Genomic DNA, 25162 nt, shown 5'->3' with positions numbered 1-25162 from the left:
CGTGCAGCCAGTAATGGATGCGCTTCCAAAAGGAGGGGGTTCTTGTGAATAACGAACAGGCTATGTTAAGCCGTCTTTATCCAACAACCAAGTTTATGATTACCATCGCTCTATGTTTGGCCGCATTTATCGTGCCCGGCTACGGGTTCAGCTACGCCGTTCTGCCGATTTGCATGGTGCTGGCCTACTTCGCCGGCAGCTTTAAGGAGTTTTCCAATCTGGCGATCAAGGCTCTGCTGATGATCGTTGTGTTCATCTTTATCCTGCAGAGCTTCTTCTATCCCGGCAACGACATTCTGTGGAGCTGGAGCATCTTCTCCATCAAGCGGGAAGGACTTGAGTTCGCCCTGTTTCTGACATCCAAAATCGTCGCGGTAGCATCGGCCTTCATTCTGTTCTTCCGCATCACCAAGGTCAAGGATTTGGTCCATTCCCTGGAACAGGTCGGCCTGCCGTCCAAAGTAACCTATGTCATCTTGTCCACCTTGCAGCTCATTCCGGAGATGAAAAAACTGACCCACGTCATCATGGACGCCCAAAAAACAAGAGGCGTTGAAACCGAAGGCAAGCTGCTTGTCCGCATGAAGGCCTTCCTGCCGACCCTTAGTCCGCTCATCCTCGGATCCGTGGCAAGCACAGAGGAACGGGTATTGACGCTGGAGTCGAGAGCCTTCTCGGCCAACGTCAAAAAAAGCAGCATCTACAAACTGGAGAAAACAAAGCATGACCGGCTGGTTCGAATTCTGCTGGTCGTACTGCTTGCTATCTTAATCGTCTGGAGAGTTGCGCTATGAGTATCATTACGATCAAGAATCTATCCTACCAATATCCGATCAGCGAGTCCGATGCACTCAAGAACGTGAATGTAACGATCGAAAGAGGCAAGCTGTATGCGCTGATCGGAGCCAACGGAGGCGGAAAAACGACCCTGTGCAATGTCATCCGCGGGTTTATCCCCCACTTCTATAAGGGAGATCTGCGCGGCGAGGTGCTGATCGAAGGCAAGGATATCCGCGAATGGGAAATGGGCGAGCTCTCCCAAAAAATCGGCTATGTGTTCCAGAATCCTTTTACGCAGATCAGCGGCGTGAAGGATAACGTGTTTGAAGAGATTGCATTCGGCCTTGAAAATCTGGGCATGGAGCCCGTACTTATCCGGGAGAAGGTGGATCAGGTCATCAAAATGCTGGAGATCGATTATTTGCGGGAGAAAAACCCGTTCGAGCTCTCCGGCGGCCAGAAGCAGCGGGTTGCGCTCGCTTCCATCATCGTCATGGAGCCAGATGTGCTGGTGATTGACGAGCCGACCTCGCAGCTTGATCCGAAGGGAACGGAAGAAGTGTTCAAGATTATCGAGCTGATGAAGAATAAGGGAAAAACCATTATTCTCGTCGAGCACAAAATCGAGCTGATTGCCGAATATGCCGACGATGTCATCCTGCTGAACGAGGGTGAAGTGGCCATGCGAGGCAGCTCAAAGGAGATTCTCACCGATGAGCGTGCCCTGGCATTCGGAGCTGCACTTCCCCAATATTCGCTGTTCGGCCTGGACATGCGCAAACGGGGAATGGATCTTGGCAGCATCCCGTTAACCGAAAAAGAAGCCATTGATGCCGTGAAGACATGGATGAAGAAGGGGGTTAACGCATGAGCTTTCTGACTTTGACGAATGTTTCCTTCGCCTACCCAAACGGCTACAAAGCGGTGGACGGCGTCAACATGTCCTTCCGAAAGGGCGAATCCGTTGCCATTGTCGGCCAGAACGGGGCGGGTAAAACGACCACCGTCAAGATGATGAACGGGCTGCTCAAGCCCTCCGAGGGGGATGTCGTCATCGACGGCTGGAATACACGGGATTATACCACCGCCCAAATATCAAGAAAGGTGGGCTATGTATTCCAGAACCCAGACGACCAGATTTTTCATAACGATGTGTACAGCGAGATTGAATTCGGACCTCGCAAGCTGGGCCTGCCGGAAGAACAGGTCAAAGCGAACGTCATGAAGGCGGCAGAACTGGCAGGCGTCGTTCCGTTTCTTAAGGACAATCCGTACAACCTGCCCTATTCCATGCGTAAATTCGTAACGATTGCCTCCGTCATTGCGATGGATTCCAGCGTTATCATTCTGGATGAGCCGACGGCAGGTCAGGATCTTCCGGCCATGGCGCGGCTCGCCCATCTGATCGAGGCTTTAAACCAGGAAGGAAAAACCATCATCACCATCACGCATGATATGGAATTTGTCGTGAACAACTTCCAGCGGGTCATCGTCATGGCGAACCGTCAGGTTATTGCGGATGACGACAAGCGAACCATCTTCTGGAATCTGGATGTGCTGGAGCAGGCGATGCTGAAGCAGCCGCATATCAGCAGGCTCAGCCACTCCCTGGATATCGGCCATAACATTCTGGCGATACCGGAGCTTGCAGACGAGCTTGCCAAGCTTAAGTGAGGAATAAGGGAGTGACAACGATATGGAGCAGGAGCAGGTTAAACACATCCTCTTGGATGTGGATACCGGCGTGGATGATGCCCTGGCGCTCATCTTTGCCGTGAAGTCCGATAAGCTGCATATAGAAGGCATTACAACGGTATTCGGCAATGTGGACGTGAAGCAGGCGACGAAGAATACGCTCCAGGTGCTCGAATTGGCTCGGCCCCGGTACGACATTCCCGTTGCCATGGGAGCGGATGCCCCTTTGTTTCGCCCCCGCCGGGAGAACGTAACCGCCATTCATGGAGCCAACGGCCTGGCCGGATATGAACTGCCGGAGGCGCGCCAATCGCCGGTGAACGAGAGGGCATCTGATTTCATCGTGCGGAAGATGCGGGAACAGGCGCATGACATTACGCTGGTCTTCACCGGCAGGCTGACCAATTTGGCGGTGGCGCTCGCCAAAGACCCGTCGATCGCGCAGAAAGCCAAGCTGGTGCTGATGGGAGGGGCCATCAAGGTGCCGGGCAATATCACGCCCGTGTCCGAGGCCAACATCCACGGCGATCCCGAAGCGGCGCACCGGGTGTTCGAGTCCGGGATTCCGATTACGATGGTAGGCCTGGACGTGACCGGGAAGGCAAAATTCGGCGAGGCTCATTATCAACAGCTCATGGACGGCTTCACGGATGAACAGGCAGAACTAAGAGCATTCATGCATCATATATTCACATTCAGCTTTGAGGCAAGCGACCGCTTGAACGAGGGCAAATACCGGCTAATGCATGATCCGCTGGCGCTAGCTGTCGTCGAGGATGCTTCCCTTGTGGAGATGGAGGATTATTACGTCTATGTTGAAACAAAGGGGCCGTTATCTTCCGGAGCAACGCTGGTCGACTTCAGACGCCCGCAGTCACGGACCAATGCCTCTGTCTGCATGCAGGTCCGTGAAGAGGCATTCCTGCAGCATTACATTCGCACGGTGCTATCATAACCGTCAGAGGAAGGAGGAGTACGATTGATGCACCGAATCGTATTGGATGTGGATACGGGCGTTGACGATGCGCTGGCGATTGCCTATGCTGTCCGGTCTTCGGCTCTCGATATCCTTGGAATAACGACTTGCTTCGGAAACGTACCGGTGGAGCATGCGACACGAAATACGCTCCATGTATTGGAACGGCTTGGCGTTTCCGGGGTTCCAGTCGCCATGGGGGAAGCCGCCCCCTTGTTTCATCCCTCGATGAAGTCGTATCCCGTCCAGTTTCATGGCGAGAATGGGCTCGGCAACTTGGCATTCCCCGATCCTGCAGCCAAGCCGGTCTCAACGTCCGCCGCGGCCTTTATGGTGGATCAGATCCGGCGATATCCGAAGCAGGTAACGCTCATCTGCGTCGGCCCGTTGACCAATCTGGCTGCGGCCATTCTGCAGGCGCCGGAAATATCGTCGCTGGTCCGTCAGATTATCGTGATGGGCGGAGCCGTTGGCGTGGCGGGCAACCGCCGAATGCATGCGGAAGCGAATGTGTACTCCGATCCGGAGGCGGCCCAGCTCATCTTCCAATCGGGAGCTCCGATTACGCTGGTCGGACTGGATGTGACCATGCAGACCGAGCTCAGTCTGGAGGATATCCAGCGCTGGAGAGATCTGGATTCGGACCTGACCCGCTTTTTGGCCGACATTGCTTCCTACTACATCGGAGGCTACCGGGAAGCCTATGGCGACCGGACAAGCTGTGCCCTGCATGATCCGCTGGCGGTAGCCGTGGCGATCGACCCGAGCCTGGTCGAAGTTCAGCCAATGGTGCTCCAGGTCGATCTGGAAGGCATCCACTCCTATGGCAGAACCATCGCCGATCTGCGTCCGCGTTGTACCGACCGGCCGAACGTCAACGTCTGCATCGGCGTCGACGCCAAGCGGTTCCATGAGCATTTTATGGAGACATTGATGAGATAAGCTACACCATAAGGAGTGAGCGCCGGGTGCGTTCGCTCCTTTTTGATTGACGCAAAAGCGGGCCGGTCCCGGTATGCATCCGCGAGGCATCGAAAATGGGGCATCCCAATAACCCGAAATAATGGGACCCAACCAAAAAAATGGTGCCTGTTCATCGGATGATGATCTTCGATAGAATGAAGATGCTCACCGGTGTAAGCGTTTTCCAGTGTGCGCATGCGCTGGAAGAATCCATCTATCATTAAGGGAGGGTATTATGAAGCGATCTCACTCTACGGAAAGGCCGTTAAGGCACAAGGGACTGAGCTTGTTCTTGGCGATCGTGCTGCTGGCTAGCATCGTCCTATGGCCGACATCAAAGGTTCAGGCAGCTGAAGAAGCTGGAGCCACCATTACCTCGATGTCTTACTTTTCGGCAGCAGACGGACCGGTCATCACAAAATCAGGAGTTGGCCAGGCCAGCTACGGTTTTGTCATGCCTATATTCAACGGGGGCTCTGCCACCTGGAATGACGTTGCCCAAGACTTGGGCGTAAATGTAAAAGTAGATGGCAAATGGATCGATATCGACAGTGTCGGCAGCTTTGTCTATAACCGGAACTGGGGTCACTGGAACGACGGCGGCTTTACCGGCTATTGGTTCACCCTCTCCGCAACGACCGAGATTCAGCTATACTCCAAAGCGAATAGGGTCACGCTTGAATATACGCTTAAATTCCAAAACATCAACAAAACAACCATCACGGCGATGACACCTACGCAAGGGCCAGAGATTACAGCAGGTTTTACAGGCGGTGCAGGCTTCACCTATCCTATTTTCAACAATGATCCGGCCATAACCTATGAAGCCGTAGCGGATGATTTGAAGGTGTATGTTAAACCTGTAAACAGCAGCAAATGGACCGATATTGACAACAATGCGTCCAGCGGCTGGATCTATGATCAAAACTTCGGCCAATTCACCGACGGAGGAGGCGGGTACTGGTTTAACGTCACGGAGTCGATCAACGTCAAATTAGAATCGAAAACCTCTTCGGCTAACGTCGTCTATACCATCACCTTTAATGAGCCCGTAAGAAATTCATATGTTCTTACGCCTTATGAAGGAACGACTTTTACAGCCGATGCGAGCGGCGCTATCGGCATACCGCTGCCCAAAATTGATGGGGGGGCGCCAATAGCCAAGGAGCTTGGCAATTTTGTGTACCAGATTAACATCAACGGGCAATGGGTGGATTTGGATAATTCCAGTCAGAGCGGATTTGTATACTCCGCGAACGGTTACAACAATAAGTCCGATGCCAATCAGTGGGGATATTGGGCCGACCATATTTATGGCCTGTGGTTCCAGCCCATCCAGGAGGATATGCAGATCCGTATCGGCTATCCGCTAAACGGGCAGACGGGCGGAAGCGTCGGCAGCAATTTCATCAACTATACCTTGATCGGCAATCCCGATGCTCCCCGTCCGGATGTTACCGATCAGGAAGATATTCCGATCGGAACGCCAAGCGACCCAACCATTCAAGGCATGAATCTCATCTGGCAGGATGAATTTGCCGGAACCGCGCTTGATCGCAGCAAATGGAACTATGAAACAGGTTATTATCTCAATGACGATCCCAATACCTGGGGTTGGGGCAATGCGGAACTGCAGCACTATACCGACAGTGCACAAAATATTTTTCTACAGGACGGAAAGCTAAACATCAGGCCTTGAACGAGCCAAAATCCTTCCCGCAGGATCCAAATCGGTATGCACAATACTCCTCCGGGAAAATCAACACCAAGGATCATTTTTCCCTCAAGTACGGTAGAGTGGACTTCCGTGCCAAGCTGCCTACAGGCAACGGCATCTGGCCTGCGCTCTGGATGCTTCCGCAGGATAATGTGTATGGAACATGGGCATCCTCCGGTGAAATCGATGTGATGGAAGCACGAGGACGCTTGCCTGGGGCGACGAGCGGCGCCGTACACTTCGGCGGGCAATGGCCGACGAACCGTCATCTTTCCGGCGAATATCACTTCCCGGAAGGGCAAACCTTTGCCAATGACTATCATGTCTATTCGGTCGTCTGGGAAGGGGACAACATTAAATGGTATGTGGACGGCAAGTTCTTCTTTAAAGCGACCCGGGATCAATGGTATTCCGCAGCGGCGCCGAACAATCCGAACGCCCCGTTCGATCAGCCGTTCTACCTCATTATGAACCTGGCGATCGGCGGGAACTTTGACGGCGGCCGGACCCCGGATCCGTCCGATATCCCTGCAACGATGCAGGTAGACTATGTGCGTGTATATAAAGAAGGGGAAGGCGGCAGCCAGAATCCCGGAAATGTGCCGGTTACCGGCGTAACGGTGAATCCAACCACGGCACAGGTGGAAGTCGGGCAAAATGTACAGTTAAACGCCAATGTGGCACCGTCCAATGCAACGAATAAGCAGGTCACCTGGTCCGTTGCGGGCGGCGGCATCGCTTCCGTGAGTTCGAGCGGTCTCGTAACCGGGCTCGCTCCGGGCACGACAACCGTCACGGCGACAACCGCTGACGGCAATAAAACAGCTAGCTCCACCATCACCGTTGTGCCGGCGTCTTCTACCGTGATCGTCATCGGCGATGAGGTGAAAGGCCTGAAGAAAATTGGCGATGATTTGCTGTTCTATGTTAACGGCGCCACCTTTGCCGATTTACACTATAAGATCAACAACGGCGTGCAGCTGAACGTCGCCATGACCCCCACGGGGAACGGCAACTATACCTATCCTGTCAATAACTTGAAGCATGGCGATACCGTCGAGTACTTCTTTACCTATAACCCGGGGCAAGGAGCACTGGATACCCCTTGGCTCACCTATATCCATGGGTCAACCCAAGGAACGGCGGAGTAAAAGCTGTACTCCCAATCAGACCATATTGATGCTGGAAAAACCAGTCCTGCTTCGGGGTTGATAGAGTAATAATAATTCAGGGCCCTCTCAAACATGAGAGGGCCCTGAATTTATGAAAATGAGTTCACTCTAACACCTACGCACCCTTTTTGAGACGGTTCCACAGCAAAAGCTTGCCGTTCTTTACGGTACACTCAGCTTAACCGGTCTATCGACGAAAAATGCTGGCTTATAGCTTATCAAATTCCACTCCATATTTATTAAAGATGGCCTCGTATTTATTTTCGAATATGGTCCATCGCTTTTCTGTTCCGTACTTTTCCTGCAAAGCCTTCAAATAATGTGTAGCCGCTGCTGCATCATTGGATTGCAATAGCAAATGAAAGCTCTCTTCGCCCAGATGTAAAAATGGACCTGAAGTGTAATAATCCACAAGGGATCTGGCGCTGGTCATAGTATCATAGAAATGAATAACCTCTTCCAATCCACTAAGCAGCGTTTTTCTTAAATCATCCATATTCGTATCAGGAGTGATTGAAAATCGATCTGGAACAGTCTCGGCAATTTCCCCAATTCTTGCTCTGAAGTGACACTCCGATTCTTGGGGTGCTGCCAGAATCTCTCTCGATTGTATCCGTGCCAACTCCGCTGCATAAATACCGCAGTTCACATAAAACATGACATTGTCCGCTGAATTGCCAGAGGACTTTTGGAAATTGAACATGTAGATGAGGTTTTCTGTTGTCTTATAGAAATTCAAACCCTTCTTTGCGAAGCCACGCTTGGAAAGGAACGGCTTTACGTCCTGCTTAATCGTATCGTTAAAGATCTGCTGCAACATGATCCCTCCTAGATAAGGACTCGCTTCCATACGGCTTGCATTAACAGCCGCCCTTCTGCAACGCGGTGGAATTAATTGTTATCTTTAATATTGCGGCTCATTTGATTTACAGCACTAAACAGAGCTTTTACAGACGAGGTCATAATATCAACGTCAATGCCGCAACCCCAATATACGCTGTTGTCTAAGGCCGTGATCCCGATATAAGAGACCGCTTGCGATTTAGAGCCTATTTCCAACGCGTGCTCCTTATAGACCAGATCGCTGTATTCTAATCCAAGATAGGCTTGCAGTGCATTGCTGATTGAATCAAGCCTTCCGTTCCCCGTACCTGTAATTTCCTTGACCCCGTCCGCCGTCCGCAAAACAACGATGGTTTCAAAATCGTCATTGTCTGTCATACGGTATTTGACAAACTCGACAGGTGTTTTAATATTCACATATTCCTTCAAGAAAATATCGTATATTTCATCGGGCATCAGTTCCTTCTGCTGCTGATCCGATACGTTTTTAACGAAGTATCCGAAGTTTTCGCGCATTTTCGCCGGGAGATCGAGTCCATACTTCAGCTGCAGCACGTATCCGATCCCGCCTTTGCCGGATTGGCTGTTAATGCGGATAATATCGCCTTCATACTCCCTGCCGATGTCCTTGGGATCAATCAGCAGATAAGGGACCGACCAATGCCGGGGTTCCTTTTCCTCGCGCCATGTCATTCCTTTCGCAATGGCATCCTGATGCGAACCGGAGAAAGCGGTGAATACCAGCTCGCCTCCGTACGGATGTCTCTCGCTTACTCTCATTTTGGTCAGTCGCTCATAAACGGAGATGATCGCAGGGATGTTCTCAAAATTCAGCTTCGGGTCTACCCCATGCGAGTACATGTTCAGCGCCAGCGTCACAATGTCGACGTTCCCCGTTCTTTCCCCGTTCCCAAACAAAGTGCCTTCGACGCGCTGGGCTCCGGCCAGCATCCCCAGCTCCGCATCCGCCACGCCTGTTCCCCTGTCGTTGTGCGGATGGACCGATAAAATCACGTGCTCCCGGAAGTTCAGGTGCTCGCTCATATACTCGATCTGGCTGGCGTAGACGTGAGGCATCGACATGGAGACCGTTGCAGGCAGGTTGATGATGACCGGATTCTCCGCCGTCGGCTGCCATACGTCCAGCACGCTGTTGCAGATGTCCAGCGCAAAATCGATCTCCGTACCGGTAAAGCTCTCCGGCGAGTACTGGAACTGAAAGTTCCCTTCCGTCACCGATGCGCATTCCTTCAACAGCTTGGCGCCGCTCACGGCGATGTCGATAATCTCTTCCTTGGACTTGCGGAATACCTGTTCCCGCTGTGCCACGGATGTCGAGTTGTACAAATGGACCACGGCTTTTTTCGCGCCCTTGAGCGATTCGAACGTTTTGCGGATAATATGCTCTCTCGATTGGGTCAACACTTGGATCGTGACGTCGTCCGGGATCAAATCCTGCTCGATCAATGTGCGCAAAAAGGTGAATTCGGTCTCCGAAGCCGCGGGAAATCCGACTTCGATCTCCTTGAACCCGATCTCCACAAGCAATTTGAAGTATTCCAGCTTTTCCTCCAGATTCATCGGAACGATTAATGCCTGATTCCCGTCGCGAAGGTCGACGCTGCACCAAATCGGCGCCTCTGTAATATATTCCTTTTGGGTCCAGCTCAAGCTGGTCTCCGGCGGCATAAAATATCCTCTGGCGTACTTCTCAACATTTTTCATGGATATCCTTCCTTTCATCGATTTCCTGTGCTTATTGGCATTGATCGGATGAACAAAAAAAGCCTTTCATCTCCACGATCAGGAGACGAAAGACTTTGACATCTTACGCGGTACCACTCCGAATTCATGCCGTCGTTGGCATGCACTCTACGGATACAGGGTTTCCAAAAACGGATAAACCTTGTATCCTCCTGAAGATAACGGTCAGGCTCCGGCTCCACCTACTTTACGGGTTCAGCGAGCAACTCCAAGGCGAGTTCCGATTCTCTCCACGGCTGTTTCGCACCATTCAACAGCTCTCTGTTCGCTTGGAAAACCGTACTATTCCTTTTCAACGTTTTAAATATTAGAAACAATGTATATCACCAATACGTTTGATGTCAAGTGAAATCTGATCTTTCACATATTAAAGAAATGTATTCATCCGAATTTATTGGCAACACTATTTTTTCATTAAAGAATGGGGGGACAAGGAGACGGTAAGAAAAACTGGAAATCTTGATCCGCAGAAGGTCGAATTCGCGAGTGAGTCCGATCTGGTGCTCATTCGCAGCTCCGTATTATATTTATTCTGCTCCTCTCTCTTTGACGAATAACCTTAATCCAACCGCAAAGAAAAACAATATATAGGCGATATCTATCGCCAGCGACATAGGTAAGCCAGGCAATTCAGATTTATATTCCGGAGTATTCCAATAAAGGCTTAAATCATCATGATGAATGAATAGAATATGCGTCCATGATGTGGATATGAGACTGCTGCCAAACATCAACTGAATAAAGTATACCGCTAAGCTGCCACCTACCCCGAAAGCAGCGGATCTCGTCCACACGCCAATCAAAGATGCTAGACTTGCATATAGACAACATTGCAATACGAGTGCTCCGGAAGAGTATAAAACGACCGTCATGTCGCCCCACTGCATGTTTTGCGGAGCCATCAAAAGATTCGATAACAAAGCAACGATGAATATACAACCGACACTCGTAACGATTTGCAAGATCATTGCAGCAATTTTGGCACTGTACAACCGTATGCGCGAAGACGTATGGAGAAACAATTGTTTCAGTGTACCGTACTGATATTCATCCGTCCAAATCAGAGGTGACGAGACAATCGCCCAAGGTGTAATAACAAGTAACCCCATCATGCTAATCAAAGCCTCTAGCATTTGAGCCGACGTAACCTCAGTCTTGAGACTATTGATGTATGACCAAGACAATATTATTGTTACTCCAATAAGGCCAAGGTACGCAAGGATAAAGATTCTCTTGTTCACCATCTTCAAACATTCATTCCGGATCAACTCAACTCACCTCACCACGCGTAGTTGTCCATTCTAAAAACTTATCCTCCAAACTCGTATGTGCCGGCAACACCCGATGAACTTCAACCCCCGCAACACACAACGCTCGAATCAACTGCGGAACTTGATCTTCATCGATAGCTACTGTGATGCTGTGTAGGCCGTTAGATAATTTCTCCGTCTGCTTATGTTCCAACATATGAGGATCATGCCCATACAAGTCGGCCACAACTTCGCTTGTGCGCTCAATGTTATTAATATGGAGAGTGATACAGAAGTTGTCCTCACTTATCCCTTCGCCAATACGCTGTTCTGTCACCAAGCGGCCATGCTGTATAATGACCACTCGGCGGGCCATCTGCTCGATTTCAGACAGTTGATGACTGGAGATCACAATCGCCACGGACAAATCTGCCGCGATTCGATTTAAATAGTTCCGTGTTTCACGCACTCCGGCAGGATCGAGACCGTTCATCGGCTCATCCAACACTAGCACCTTTGGCTTCCGCAATAACGCTTGTGCAATCCCCAGACGCTGCTTCATTCCCAAGGAATACGTGCCTACTCTCTGCTTAAGCGCGTGTTCTATCCCGACCAGACCCGCGATCTCCCTCAGCCAATCTTTACGCCCATTCCTGTGCAACCGCTGATATTGACGCAAATTTTCGTACCCACTCAAATAAGGGTAAAATGCAGGCGCTTCAATCACTGCTCCCAGATGGGGGAGCGCTTTAGAAAGCTGAGTCTTAATGCTATAACCCGCAATCTGGACGTTCCCGGCACTTATTTTGCTTAGACCAACCATCATTTTCATCGTGGTTGTCTTGCCCGCTCCGTTCGGGCCGAGCAATCCAACAATTTCACCCTCTGCCACATTAAACGATATGTCTTGCACAATCATCTTGCCCTTAATTTCTTTCGTAAGGTGTTGTACCGATAGTACCGTTTTCATAATGTCCCACTCCTCACTGTATTCGTGCAGCCTTCCCCCTAACCTGTATATAAAAGTCCAGTTATGAACTCATTTCTCTATAATAATATTGGTAATAGCTTGAAGTACGTATCAACTGATTGTGGCTTCCTGCATCGCAGACCTTCCCGTTCTCCAAGACAATAATCATGTCGCTGTTCATCACCGTCGATAAGCGGTGGGCAATCACAATCCGAGTGCAATGAATGCTTGATAGATATGCGTCTACTCGCTCTTCGCTTATATGATCCAATGCGCTCGTGGCTTCATCCAGTACAAGTACAGATGGATTCTTTAGCAGCGCCTTGGCCAAAGCGATTCGTTGCCTTTGCCCTCCTGAAATATTCCTGCCCATTTCAGCTAACATTGTCTGATATTGCATCGGCATCGCCATAATTTCATCGTGAATATTTGCTGCTTTTGCAGCTCGAACTACTTCATCCATAGTTACATCATTCCGGTGAAGGGCAATATTATCATAAATGCTGCGATTGAATAATATGATTTCCTGCGGCACGATCCCCATCTGTTTACGCACGTATTGCATATCCAAATCAGAGGTTCCATGATTATCGTAGTATATTTCCCCCATGGTCGGAGCAAATAACCCAATCATCAAATGAGCTAATGTCGTTTTCCCAGAACCCGATTGTCCAATAATGGCTATCTTCTGCCCTTGTTTAATATGCAACGAAACGTCATTGATCACCTTTGGACTATGCTTCGAATAAGAGAAGCTAACATGCGATAATCTAATATCGCCCAGTACTTTTACTCGTAACTTACCTTCGTTCTGCTCAAGAGGCGCTTCCAACACTTCATGAATCCGTTTCAATATAGTAGACGAAAGAATATATGAGCTTATCGTATTCGTAAGGCTTGATGATGTAAGGAAAAAATGAGTCGCGATCGCTTGAAATGAGACGACCGTGCCAACCGTCATGGAGCTGTATCCATTCGTTACTAGCAATACGCCGGTACCTAGCACAATGAGCGGCGACATAAACTGCAAACCACTGCCAGCTGTTGTAATATTGCTATTCAAACTTTCCTTGCGGCGGTATACCTGCAGTAAACGCTTGAATTTATCAAACCATTGCGAGTAAACCTGCTGTTCTGCCCCTGATATTTTCACCCCCATCATACCTTGCAGCATTTCTGTTTGTACAGCTTGCACCTCTGTCATCGTCACCATCTGTTGCTGATTGACCTCTGCCACAAAGCGTTTGGTGCATATGACAAACAAAATATTTATGCTTACCAGCAAAAATACAACCATCGCAAGTAAAGGAGATACGAATAACATATAACCAGATAATGCAAACACCATGAGACCATCCAATATGCCTGTAATCATCATACCTGACTGCTGATTTCGGATTGTGACCAAACTATTCGCTCGTAAAAGCAAGTCCCCATAAGAACGTAGTAAGAAGAACGAATAAGGCAGCTTCAATAAATGTGAGAAAAAACGTGTCTGCATCTCACCATTCAACTCATTGTGCAATCGAACCAAAACGCGACTGCGCACGAATGTAATTGCCATGTAAACAAGCAGAAAACTGATTATAGATATGAAAACCGTAAAAGATAAACTGGAATTCATCGGAATCATAACTTGGTCAATCATAAACTGCATGGATAATGGCATGCCTACAACGACGACTTGCAAAGCCAGTGTAATCAACAAAACATATACGAACAGTTTTTTATGCGGTTTTAGATAACCTAAAACGTCCAACCAAATACTAGGGTTCTTCTCTTCGCAGACTTGTTCTGTTGAAACCATGGTCATCGCAAATCCAGTAAACTGCTCACTGAAACTCTTTAATAAGAGCTTCATCCGCCCGAAGCGCGGGTCAACAATATGAGCATGATTCCTATCTATCTTTTCAAGAACCACAAAATGTCCTTGGTTCCAATGTAAAATGGCTGGCAGAGGGACCTGATTAAATTGATCAATACTCTCAATGCGGTAAGCTTTAACAGCAAAGCCTAGGCTCTCCGCAATTTTCTTCAATTGCAATAACGTTGTACCATCTCGTCCAACGTCCGTCCGCTCACGCAAACCAGATAATGAAACTTCCTTCCGATAGTAGGCTGATATCATTGCAACGCAACAAAGTCCGCACTCAGATTGATGCATCTGCTCAATATAAGGTACCCGCCGACCCATTACATACTCTCCCTTCCAGTGAATCACACGGTTTACCCAGAAATCGGAGCGAAAAATCCATCATTCTCCAGATTCAAAATATTTGGAACTTTATCCGGAAACGCCTGCTTTAATAGGCCAAATCCAGCACCCGCCAAACCGGCCATTAGTCCTTTGATGTCAAAAGCACGATGGACACCCGTGATAGTCCATGGTTGATCGTTCAAAAGTCTGAGTAGATGTGCCCTGACTACATTGACAGCATCACGAATATCACTACGCCCAAGAATTAAATCGGCAAAAAGCAATATTTCCAATTGTCCAAAATCACCGTGACAATAAACAGGTTCCGTCCCAAACCCTAATTGGATCGTTGTCTCCAGAGCAATATTAATTTCTTCATCAATATGAACGTCCCAATATCCGTTTTCTAACAAGCGGAGTCGGGACAACAATACGCCCGGCGCACCGTGACACCATGATACACTTGCCGTATCCTCAGGAGTAACCCAATTTTTTAATTCAGCATGGTAGTTTGCGCGCTCATACCGTAATCCTTTTTCAATATATTCAAGGTACTCTGCACGTTGAGTTACCCTGTATAACGACGATAATGGAGCAATAATTCCAGATACCCCGTGAGAGTACCCCACATAGGGTGCATGATTCGTTTTCGTCAACCAAGCCATGCTGCCATCTGGCATGGTTTGAGCATGCTGAAGCACATGCTCCGCACATTTCTCTGCACCTTGCAACGCATGTATCCAGCCTGTTCCGTGGTATATATGCAGGAGTATATCAATAGCTCCAGCTGCACCGCCTATATAATCGTATTGGGTGTCTTTATCAACGAGTTGACAATAGTAAGGAAGGTATTCCTTAACCATTTGCAGTAACGGTTCATCATTCCATAAACGCGACAACTGATAGGTGGCAAATACGCCGCCACCGATGCTGCCAATATTAAATGCTCCAATGTTTAACGATACTTCACTTGAACTGCTCTTCTCCCTCATGATTTCCAGCAACGGCTGCAACGCTCTTCGAGCCATGTCTTTATATTGGTTATTGGCAGTCAGTTCAGATAGATAACCGAAGAACAAAGCGATTCCGCTATTTCCACTGTACAGGTCATAGCCCACTGGAATTAGTCTGAGTTTCCTCTCCTCATCATGATTGCCTACTAAACCAATCCAAGTGATGTCATCAGCTGCAGGATTCGAAGATATAACGGCCGATTGAACCAGACTTTCTCCAATGGAAGCAGCTAATCGGACACACTCGGTTTTCCAGTTAGCTCCTAACACATCGCTTGAATCTTTTAACTGTATCTCAGGAATACGGTAGGAATAAAGGTCAGGCTTGGACGCCAAAACAGACATATGTAATAATTGCAACTGCTCCCTTAGATCCTTCTCGCCCATTTTTTCGATTTTATTTATTACAACGTCTATCCCTGTTTGTTCGAATAACAAAGGAATTCGCTCATTATTCGATGCCCAAGCGTCTTTTTCAGCCGGACAAGTATAAAAGATAGGTACATCCCCGTCCTCAATATCGCGCATCTCGTGAGGAACCAATTTTAATTGTTTAGGATCGGCTAGGCATTGCAACCACAATCGATGTACAACCACTTTGCGATCCAATTCATCTCGCAATAAGTCAGGATGATATAGCGTACGAATTAATTCATTATACGTTCTGGTATTTCGAGCAATCACTCTAACTCTAACGCAATCAAACTCTCGGATCATTTCTTTCAGCCTGCTCTTGTTCCCCATCATGATCCTGTAGGCTTGAGCAAAACCTTGTTCAATGTCATGAATGTATCGATAACTATCTACAACTTCGTCATTATAACGTGGAAGATTATTAGTTTTTCCCGTTTCACCTGTCCCTCTTTCTAACCTCATTCCGTCCGTTCTACTGTGGGCGACACGCATAACATTGGGCACTTCTTTTCCGCCGTATCCAAAAATACCGCTAATGTCTACACCTGAGTACGTCTCTGTTTTGAAAATATACTGTGGTAACATTCCAGAAGACATGACGGAATTCGACAGTATTTCACAGGCATGACCATTCGCATTATTTTCAAATTTCTTCATACTTATAGAACGATGAAACAAGGATTCGAGATCAATTACAACGGGACTGGATCCATGAGCAATTATATTTTCGTAATGGAAATCCGTGGCATTAAACATGTACATGATTGCCAGATGCACTCCCATATTATGATAGAATTGCTTAACTTCATCCAGAGATATGCACTCAGAGAACTCCACAAACTCTGTCCAGCCGTAACTTCCGCAATCTATAGTTTTAGTCGTTTTCATATATGGAATACCAAACGGTCGCATCCACGACAAAATTCGGTAATAAGCTTCATCAACTTGGAGTGAACGGGGTTTGTATACCAATTTGTGCCCCGTCGCAAACTCTAAAATCGTCACACTGCGTCCATCATGAGTGTCCCCTGCGCCAATATGAAGCTGAACAAGCTTGCCGAACTGCTCGACCTCAGGCATCTGTGAGACAATCCTCGAGTAGTCGTCCTCAAACCTAGTTAACACTTCACTAACATGAACTGCCCATTTTTCAGTAATACGAAGCATTGAACGAATTAACACAGGGTATTCATTGGCTAACTGGATTAAATACCCTTTATCATGCAGAAGGCTTTCAAAGTACTGATATCTCTTTTCTGGAGTTTCTCCGTATAGTCGTCCCTGCTCTCTTAATACATTCATTTCCAAAATTAAAGTTTTACAACTCAAATTCATGATTTTTTGGAATAGAGACGGCAGTATACTTTTGAAAACAGCGGCATTTGCATGAAAATCCAAGTCATGAATTGCCCCTTGCTTCTCCCATAATTCAATAGCCTGTAAGTAGAAACGTTTAATGAATCCCGAAAAAACCGGCGGGTTAGTGGAAAAGCCGTCTTCCGTTGAGCGATTCAGCAACTCTTCCCACTGGCATTTCCATGCATCGTCGTTTTTCCGTAAATTAAAAATAGCCTCAACTTCAAGACTTGAGACTTCTTTAAGGCTTCTTTTCAAATACTCTTCTTTATCATAGAAAAATTTAGCCCAATAATTTATCTTTTCACTAGTATTTATCACCGTATAATAACAACCTTTCAATAATATAAGTGACTTACTGAAACGAATCTGGAAGCAGATGATAAGCATTCCTACATGGATAGGAGGGCATTTCTACCTGTACACTCGGCAAGCACTATGTATAATGCTCCTATAGTACAAGCACAACGCCCTCCCCAAAAAGTCCATGTATAGCCTAACTGCCTCATCGCTCCGTTACTAACCGTGACTCAACTAGCTCTAAAATTAGTATCGTATTCCTGATGATTGCACCGATATCTAATTTCAGCTCTTTTATGCACCACAAATCCACCAACAGTCCGATGTAACGGTTTTAAGGCAATTGCCATCCGTAAAACCTTGCGCCTGAACGCCGCCAGCCACGGTCTCCATCTCAGTATCTGTCAATTCAGACAGTACACTGCCCACGGGATTACACGTATCTAGCTTGAGATTTTCCACTTGATTCTTCCAATTTATAGTTATCACCTCCTTTTCTTCCATATATATGAATTTATCATAGGCTATTTGTCGAAGTAAGGGGTAATTTGGAGTAAATGGGAAAAATATAACAATATGAAAGTTTTATGGATGCTGTTCAGAGGGGGAACGAGCCCTTGGCTCGACAGTTCGACTAAACAGGGGCTCGGTAAATTCGCTTCTTGATTCTACTTAATGACTCCGGGCTCATCCCCAGATAACTTGCCAATTGATGCTGGGGTACCTGGTTATAAAAGTGGGTCTATCGGCGAAAATGCAAAAGGAGCATGCCGCAGCAGCTCCTTTCGTTATTTTTTCACTGACTAAGAACTAACCAAGATCAGGATAATCCTTATAAAGGTTTCCCCGTATCTCTGCTTCTCGCGTACCTCAGGCTTTACCCGCCGCCTTATGCAGACGAAGCAGCAGCCCCTTGCGCGGTTCCTGCGCCTTGCGGGCCAATGCAGCCAGCTTCTCCGCCCTGCCCCAGATCGGGTACAGTACCCGCTCGGCCTCGTCATCCGACAGAGTCTCTATATGCTGCACTAATAGCGACAGCTTGTCTTCGCTTTCCAGTTCCGGCTGAATCTTCAGCTTTAGCGAATCGTGGGAGCGCAGCAAGCAGGCGATCAAGGTGGAAGTGGAGCGTTCCGTTATGCCATAGGTTTCGGCAAAAACGGCTGTAAACTTGTCATGCACCAATTGATGCTCATCATCCACAAGGTCCATGTAAGCTTCAACAAGCGGAAAATACCGCTCGGACGAAAGTCCCAGCCCGAACACGGCATAACTGCCCGGCATTACGCTTTTTTCGCTTTCCGTATCCTCGTACCATTCATGCTCTTCCATCGCCTCACGAGCGTATTCCTCCAATAACGGATGCAGCTCCGAATAAGCCAGCGCATTCGCAAAAAAACGGTGCGTATCCGATTTGGCAAGCCCCTTGACTGGCAATGCCTCTCTCACGGTGGATTTTAGCTTGATTTTGTAACTTCTCGGAAAGCCCTTCCGGAGCAGGAAGAGAATAAACGAAATCGCCTGCTCGTACGCCCCGGCTTCTTCCTTGCGAATAACGATTGTGAAGAGGGAAAAAACATCGTTAGCCTTGCATCCGACCAATTCATGGCGCATATGGACGTCTTCTTGCGAGAAGCTGTCGCTGCCCTCCTTCAGCATACGCGCGGCTTTGCCGCTGCCAAGCTGCTTCGCCAGCTCCAGAAAGGTCTATCCCATGGATTTGTTGAAGTTCGGCTCGTAACGAATAATCATCACCGCTCCGTACAACAGAAGGTCGATAGGCTGATTCGGCTCATCCTTATTCTCAAGAACAGCATCCAGCTTGATCACATATTCATTGGTCCTGTATTCGGAACGGGTAACGTCATAGTAACGCGGCAAAAATACATTCTCGGCCCAGCGGGTCAAAGCCCTAATGATATCTCTTCGATGCTCCGCGAGAGCTTCCACCCGTTCTTTATTCAACTCCTGAATCCGGTCAAACAAAGCTATCGTCTTTGCGGCTTCCGGTTCGGGGAACAAATACGGATCCAGCAGATGACGCGCCAAAAAGAAGGTTTCCAGCCTGTTTGTCGGGGAAGCCCCCTTCTTCAGTTTTTCCTCGATATAGGACTGAATTCGCTCCAGAAGCTGCCGCTTTTTCTCTTCATATACCGTTTCCACCACCGTTAATTCCACAAGCCCGTCCATCGTTGCGAAGGTTCCCTGAAAGGTAAACCGGTAGTTGATCAACGGCGACGTTTCCAGCTTGTCCAGCTTCCCCCTTACGATTTCCGCCAGCAAGGGCTGAACTTCATGCAATACCTGCTCCCGCGTAAAGGGTGAAGCTTTCATCGACTTTTTGCCTGCGGCACTCCCCACAGATTTCGAACTGTCAACCCTGGTCCTGCCCGGCCGATAATTCAACGTGACAAAGTCAAAGATGCCTATTTGCAGCGTGGTGCGTTTGCCCAATCCCTCTACGTCAATTCGATTTTCCTGTTCCTCAAACCATTGATGAATCGCCGTTTTCATCTCTTCCAGCGCTTCTTCCTGCAATGTGTTCATCGTCTCCCGCCTTTCCGCGTGTTTCATCGGCTGATCTCGCCATGTGACGAAATCCTGTACACGCCTGCCTTCTACAAATGATATGGCGGGGCTTTTCCTGCTGCAATGTTGTCAGGATGAACTTCCGTTGGCTCATAGTCATTCATGCGGAGAAAGATATACTCAATTTCTTCCAATGGCATTTGCAATTGTTGGCTGACCTCATAGAGTCCCGTATTTTGCGCAAGAAGTCCCCTTGCTTTATGGATCTTTCCATCCAACCAATTGTTTTCCAACATCCAATTTTTTACCTGGGCTAAAAATTGATCTTGTGTTTCCTGATCTGCATGCTTTTTATACTTAGCAACCGATTCCGACAGATAATGATAGAGGTAAATACCTAAGGCTTCGCGTTGCTCATTTTTAGACATCCGTTGATACTTCTCATAGATAATGCTGATGTCTAAATATAGAGCATGATCCCGGCTATCAAAGCGTCTAAATGTTTTTCGGCCATAACTTTCAGGTAAAACACGGAATATCATATGAATATCGTACGGAAATTTCCATGTTTCTGCTAATTCTTCTAACGGCAACAGTTCATCTCTCAACTGGCCTACACATGTTCCATACGTATCTAATAAAAAAGTTAGTTTCATTCATGCCTCCGTAAACAATATCGAGCGGGACCAACGTGATTCCTGCCTCACGATCAAACAAAGTAGAAATCCTCAAACGTAATAACACCGTCATTATACGAAAATTGATTGGCTTGGAGCCTCTTTAAAATTTCATTCGAGAACTCTTCAAATGAGTTTGCAATCACCTCTTGATAACTCATGCCGGGGTGATATTTAAAGATTTGTCCTGAGATGCCGTTTTTCCCCGGATCCAAATCCAGAATCAGACGTGAGGATGCTTCAAAAATCAGTAAACGGAATCCATTTTTTGCTCCAAATCAGAGGTTTGATTCGATCTTCGTCGATCCAATCCACCTGTTCTTCGTCCTCAAACAAATCATTCATCATGGACCATGTTTCGATGATATCTGGAATAGACAAAAAGGAGTTGAAGCCGAGAAAAGGCACCTGCTCTTGTTGTCCCAGACGTCCTTAGCCATCTTGGTTCACCACCACTCTTTATCATCTCCGTCTAAAGCAAGGAGCCGTGCCCATACAGTCTCGAAAATTTCCTCATTGATTTTACTAAAGCTGATTCATGTCCATATCCTATAGATTGGTTCTATGTATGTATGATATTTCCATTATAGTGATTGTTTGTCCTGAGTCTACCTACTTTTCACCTGAATTTTGGAAATGGCTTTTGCAAAGGTAAAGAGATAGATTTGTCCGTCCAGCATAATTTCCAGCCCCTTTCCTGATGGATTTTAATAAATACCCGTCAGCTCCGCTTCGCAACGCCTCCAGAGCTTGCCCAGTATCTTCGAACGTGGTAAGAATCAGAATGCGTATCTGGGGCCACAGTTGCTTCATGGTACGAGATGCGGTGATCCCGTCCATGTTCGGCATGTCCAAATCCATAAGGACAAGTTGAGGTTGAACCTGCTTGCAGAGCGCAATGGCTTGTTCGCCATCTTCTGCCGTCCCTACTACTTGCAAATCCTGCTGCTCCTCCAGAAGAATCCGCAAGCTTTCACGGATGAAAGGTTGGTCATCGACGACTAACAAGCGGATAACTTCATCCTTAAGCTCCGTTTGCCGCGGCAAGGTGCAGGTAACGAGGGTGCCTTCGCCCAATTCGGTATAGACGGCGATATGACCTTGCAAATTCAACGCTCGCTCTTTCATGGCGTTTAAGCCGAAGCCATCCTGCACTTGTTCCATCCCGCGACCATTATCTTGAATTTCGAGCCTCGTCTGCTGAGGCTCAAATTTCATTGACACGGTAATCTCCGTCGCATGTCCATGACGCACAGCATTCGTGAGCGATTCCTGCAAGCAGCGATACAGCGCTGTCTTCGCTTGCTTCGTTACAGGGTATTCCTCACCGAAGGTCTGAAAACGAACGGATACCTTCGCGTGCTCCTGAAACTCCTCGGCCAGTTTCCGCAAATGCTGAATCAGTGGGAGCGCCTCCTGCGGAGATTCAATCTGATGCACATATCCTCTTACTTCCTCCATATTTTGACGAGCTAGGTTCAACATGGAATCTAGCCGTTCCATTCCTGTCTCGGTCGCCAGCTCAGGCCGCAAGGTTTCCAATCCCATAATGAGGGAAGTGTATGCATGGCCGACGGTATCATGGAGCTCTTTGGAGAGCCGGCTTCGTTCTTCAGCCAACGTGATACGCTCGACTTGCGATAAGTACTGTTCCAACACCCCATTTTGCTCCCGGATATCTCGCTTTGACGATGATTAACCATCAATAAATGAAAAGAGAACCCGATCACATACGCCAATCCAACGTGAATGGTCATGAGCCAGAAATCACTCTGCTCTGTAAGCAATTTAATTGTAGCGGGTATGAATAAAACGGATATAGGCCCTGACCAGAGATAGGCTCTTTGAGCGCTGTTAGAGGCGATTAAAAATGCATACACCAGGAACGATAGGTAGGCTTCCGGAAAGAATGAAGCTAAATACAAGCACAATCCGCCCGAGATCACGATCTCTGTAAGCAAGTAGTATTTATAATTGAGCTGCAAGCACAGCCAAGGAACAGAAAAAGCGATAATCTGCCAAAACACAAGAATCCACAGCGGCAACGTGAAATAAGCTGCTCGCTCAACGGTAGTGAGCAGGAGCGAAGTGCTGCAAATCAATCGGATCATGAACATGAGCCAGTCATACCAGAACCACTGCTTCACCATATCGAACATAACGAATCAACCCCTCATAACGATCAGTATGACATTACGTAACTATTATAGAGTACCCACCACCACCCAACGATACTTTTCGTCAAAATCGAGGCATGCCTTCTAGCGGTTCACGCTATTCATCATAAGACGGGTGTAGTGACCTAACATTCGTGTCAAGCGGCTTGCAAGCCTAATGCTCACCATCATGAGTGCAACGCCTACGGCCGATACCACCACAGATTTTGCAAAATTGTCAATTGGCACATCCATAATGGAAATATTAATAAACGGAAACAAGTACGGAATGACAATCACCACGAGTGGAAGTACATATAGCATGACCGCCATGATAAGACTTGCAACTCCTATCGGAAACTTCAGCATCAACCAGCCGATAGCCATCCAGTTGCGCCTGTTCATCATCTCCCTTTTTGCCTGGAGCCAGATGGAAGCATTGGTGCTTAAGGGATTAACGCATGGCGCTGTCGTAATATCCGTATAGATCTTGGTCTGTATGCGTTCAAATTGCAGAAAGGTAGAAGTCGTCCGCAAAACGTAAGTTATCAGAGGAACGCCCGCGACGGTAAACGAAAGACTGAATCCTAGCGTAAGCGCGACGAGATAAAAACTAAAGTAGAACACCCCTGTAGCGAAAGTGAATAACAGGAAATAGCCATTTTGAATGAAGCTGACGGTTCTAGTCATCAAAGAGCCCACATCCTTTACAAGTAGTCATAGTAGTCTAAGGTTCTCGATGTCATATCTTCCAGTGCCATTGTGTCATATGACACATGGCGAAAGCGTCCTATCAAGAGATTCGTTCCTACCTTCAATCCTCAGATATTCCCTCAATAAAATTTTTCACCTTTGTAACGGATAAGTTGATTCGTTTAACCAAGCGGTCATTGAGGGTATTTTAAACAAAAAGTTATAATGCAATTGACTAGTCGACATAATAGAAATCGGAGGTTAATCAATTGAATATTGAGATAGGTAAAAAAATCAAAGCACTACGTTTACAAAAAGGAATGACTCAAGAAGAACTTGCGGCAAAACTGAATATGTCATCCCAAGCAATATCTAAGTGGGAAAACAATGTAACCATGCCTGATATACAATTGCTTCCTAGGTTATCTGTGATTTTAGGTGTTACCATTGATGAGCTGTTTGCCTTAACCGATGATACCCATATAGAGCGAATTGAAAATATGATTAGTAATGAACATTTTATATCAAAAGATGATTTTACCTATGCTGAACAATTCCTTAAAGAAAAACTTAATAATAACGAAAAAAAAGCCCAATGTGTCACATTGCTAGCCGAGTTGCATATTCATCGTTCAGAGGAGCACCGTGAATTAGCTTCCCATTACGCCAAAGATGCACTGATATTAGCTCCAAATCATAAAAGGAATCATAACGCTTTACGGGATGCAGAGAATGGAGTCCTATTTGACTGGAACTTCTCCAACCACCATAAACTCATAGAGTATTATAAAAATTTTGTGCCAAATCATCCAGATTACTGGCGGGGTTATGTATGGCTTATGAACTACTTACTTGCAGATGGCAGATGTGCTGAAGCTAAAGAAATTCTAGAAAGATTGAACGAGTTCCATCCAGGTTATTTATATCAATTATATGGAGGTCTGATATGCAAGGAAGAATGTAACCTTTCTCAGGCACTCGTTCTCTGGGAGCAGATGACCGAACTGTATCCTCATGATTGGCGTGCGTGGTCCTCTAGAGGAGACTGTATGGCGAAACTATGCAGATACGACGAAGCCATTGAATACTACTCCAAAGGTCACGAACTACAGCCATATCCAAAATATACGGATTCATTGATAGCCATTTCGCATATATATGAAATTCAAGGAAAATATGATATGGCTATCGAAAAGCTCGAAGAAATCATTCGACTATTGGAAAGTGACTGGAACGTTACAGAGGGTAGGACAATTGATTCTCATCAAGGAGAAATAGATCACTTTAAGACATTGCTGGAAAAATAAACGACTAGCCCCTTCCGCTAGTTCGGCGGAAGGGGCTTTTCATTCCACACTCAAAAGGACTCAGTACCGCTAGTGTTTACTCGCCTCTAGGCTCCACCAACATGATATGGCATTCCTTTTCGGCGGAAGGCTTCATCTCTATTCCCCTTGGGACAATAAACATCTCACCCTTGGAAATTTTAACCTGACCATCTCGAAAATCAATGATCATTTCCCCTTCGAGCGTCATAAATACCTTATCGGTATCTGGATGACTGTGCCATTCATAATCCCCAGCAATCTTAATGAGTTTAAATTGATAGTCATTCAATTCACCAACGACTTTCGGAGACCAAAGATCATTGATTTTAGATAGCTTCTCATTCAGATTAATAGCTTGGTAATGCATATTAA

At 47.1% G+C, this 25162-nt stretch carries 17 protein-coding genes, 4 pseudogenes and 1 other annotated feature; of the genes and pseudogenes, 8 read left to right on the top strand and 13 right to left on the bottom strand.

All coding sequences use genetic code 11. From position 1 onward, the window contains the following. The first annotated feature begins 44 nt into the window (after window positions 1-44). The 7 genes from XI25_RS14550 to XI25_RS34675 all read left to right on the top strand — a co-directional run bounded on the left by XI25_RS14550 (window position 45) and on the right by XI25_RS34675 (window position 7282). The gene (locus XI25_RS14550; protein WP_082112370.1) at window positions 45-794 is read left to right on the top strand and encodes an energy-coupling factor transporter transmembrane component T; all 750 of its coding nucleotides are present in this window, start codon (window positions 45-47) and stop codon (window positions 792-794) included. Further along, window positions 791-1651 carry an energy-coupling factor ABC transporter ATP-binding protein gene (locus tag XI25_RS14545; RefSeq protein ID WP_046679228.1) on the top strand — a complete coding sequence of 287 codons (861 nt, stop codon included), beginning with the start codon at window positions 791-793 and terminating at the stop codon, window positions 1649-1651. Before XI25_RS14550 ends, XI25_RS14545 begins: the two co-directional genes overlap by 4 nt. Next, window positions 1648-2454, top strand: coding sequence for an energy-coupling factor ABC transporter ATP-binding protein (locus XI25_RS14540; RefSeq protein ID WP_046679227.1), 807 nt, complete (start codon window positions 1648-1650; stop codon window positions 2452-2454). The genes XI25_RS14545 and XI25_RS14540 overlap by 4 nt, the downstream gene beginning before the upstream one ends. A 22-nt stretch (window positions 2455-2476) precedes the next feature. Next, a complete protein-coding gene (locus tag XI25_RS14535) occupies window positions 2477-3430 on the top strand; it encodes a nucleoside hydrolase (RefSeq protein WP_046679226.1) in 954 nt (317 codons plus the stop codon). A gap of 27 nt (window positions 3431-3457) precedes the next feature. After that, the gene (locus tag XI25_RS14530; RefSeq protein ID WP_046679225.1) at window positions 3458-4393 is read left to right on the top strand and encodes a nucleoside hydrolase; all 936 of its coding nucleotides are present in this window, start codon (window positions 3458-3460) and stop codon (window positions 4391-4393) included. A gap of 256 nt (window positions 4394-4649) precedes the next feature. After that, a complete protein-coding gene (locus XI25_RS34680; protein WP_235439887.1) occupies window positions 4650-6113 on the top strand; it encodes a glycoside hydrolase family 16 protein in 1464 nt (487 codons plus the stop codon). Then, a complete protein-coding gene (locus tag XI25_RS34675) occupies window positions 6110-7282 on the top strand; it encodes a family 16 glycosylhydrolase (protein WP_235439886.1) in 1173 nt (390 codons plus the stop codon). The genes XI25_RS34680 and XI25_RS34675 overlap by 4 nt, the downstream gene beginning before the upstream one ends. A 229-nt stretch (window positions 7283-7511) precedes the next feature. Here the strand turns inward: XI25_RS34675 and XI25_RS14520 are convergent, their stop codons facing one another. The 12 genes and pseudogenes from XI25_RS14520 to XI25_RS14465 form a co-directional block, all read right to left on the bottom strand. Then, on the bottom strand, window positions 7512-8123 hold the full coding sequence (locus tag XI25_RS14520) for a DUF4304 domain-containing protein (protein ID WP_046679224.1): 612 nt from the start codon (window positions 8121-8123) through the stop codon (window positions 7512-7514). A gap of 71 nt (window positions 8124-8194) precedes the next feature. Then, complete coding sequence (gene leuA / locus XI25_RS14515) at window positions 8195-9871, bottom strand: 2-isopropylmalate synthase (RefSeq protein ID WP_046679223.1); 1677 nt, start codon at window positions 9869-9871, stop codon at window positions 8195-8197. 78 nt (window positions 9872-9949) lie between these two features. Beyond that, window positions 9950-10215: a binding site (T-box leader), on the bottom strand. Window positions 10216-10437: 222 nt separating this feature from the next. Beyond that, window positions 10438-11178, bottom strand: coding sequence for an ABC transporter permease (locus XI25_RS14505; RefSeq protein ID WP_046679221.1), 741 nt, complete (start codon window positions 11176-11178; stop codon window positions 10438-10440). Window position 11179: 1 nt separating this feature from the next. Then, window positions 11180-12130 (bottom strand): ABC transporter ATP-binding protein, encoded by a 951-nt coding sequence (locus XI25_RS14500; RefSeq protein ID WP_046679220.1) that lies wholly within the window; start codon window positions 12128-12130, stop codon window positions 11180-11182. Between the two features lie 61 nt (window positions 12131-12191). Then, on the bottom strand, window positions 12192-14324 hold the full coding sequence (locus XI25_RS14495) for a peptidase domain-containing ABC transporter (protein WP_046679219.1): 2133 nt from the start codon (window positions 14322-14324) through the stop codon (window positions 12192-12194). A 32-nt stretch (window positions 14325-14356) separates the two neighbouring features. Continuing rightward, window positions 14357-17431 carry a type 2 lanthipeptide synthetase LanM family protein gene (locus XI25_RS14490; RefSeq protein WP_046679296.1) on the bottom strand — a complete coding sequence of 1025 codons (3075 nt, stop codon included), beginning with the start codon at window positions 17429-17431 and terminating at the stop codon, window positions 14357-14359. A gap of 273 nt (window positions 17432-17704) precedes the next feature. After that, entirely contained in the window at window positions 17705-17890 is a 186-nt protein-coding gene (locus tag XI25_RS36295; RefSeq protein ID WP_046679295.1) for a hypothetical protein, read from the bottom strand. 154 nt (window positions 17891-18044) lie between these two features. Beyond that, window positions 18045-18149 (bottom strand): annotated as a pseudogene (locus tag XI25_RS34670) (Crp/Fnr family transcriptional regulator); the annotation flags it as partial. Between the two features lie 131 nt (window positions 18150-18280). Next, window positions 18281-19954, bottom strand: a pseudogene (locus XI25_RS14480) (DUF6138 family protein). A 71-nt stretch (window positions 19955-20025) separates the two neighbouring features. Continuing rightward, window positions 20026-20592 carry a hypothetical protein gene (locus XI25_RS14475; RefSeq protein WP_046679218.1) on the bottom strand — a complete coding sequence of 189 codons (567 nt, stop codon included), beginning with the start codon at window positions 20590-20592 and terminating at the stop codon, window positions 20026-20028. Window positions 20593-21312: 720 nt separating this feature from the next. Next, a pseudogene (locus XI25_RS14470) lies at window positions 21313-22772 on the bottom strand (ATP-binding response regulator); the annotation flags it as partial. 102 nt (window positions 22773-22874) lie between these two features. Continuing rightward, a complete protein-coding gene (locus XI25_RS14465) occupies window positions 22875-23459 on the bottom strand; it encodes a sensor domain-containing protein (protein WP_046679217.1) in 585 nt (194 codons plus the stop codon). 272 nt (window positions 23460-23731) lie between these two features. On the opposite strand from XI25_RS14465, the gene XI25_RS14460 reads away from it, so the two are divergent. Beyond that, a complete protein-coding gene (locus XI25_RS14460) occupies window positions 23732-24769 on the top strand; it encodes a helix-turn-helix transcriptional regulator (RefSeq protein WP_046679216.1) in 1038 nt (345 codons plus the stop codon). 50 nt (window positions 24770-24819) lie between these two features. Here XI25_RS14460 and XI25_RS14455 read toward each other — a convergent pair. Next, window positions 24820-25157 (bottom strand): annotated as a pseudogene (locus XI25_RS14455) (cupin domain-containing protein). Between the last annotated feature and the right edge of the window lie 5 nt (window positions 25158-25162).

The sequence above is a fragment of the Paenibacillus sp. DMB20 genome (genome assembly GCF_000987955.1).
GTDB lineage: Bacteria > Bacillota > Bacilli > Paenibacillales > Paenibacillaceae > Paenibacillus_AQ.
This window is presented reverse-complemented; position numbering and strand designations above follow the sequence as displayed.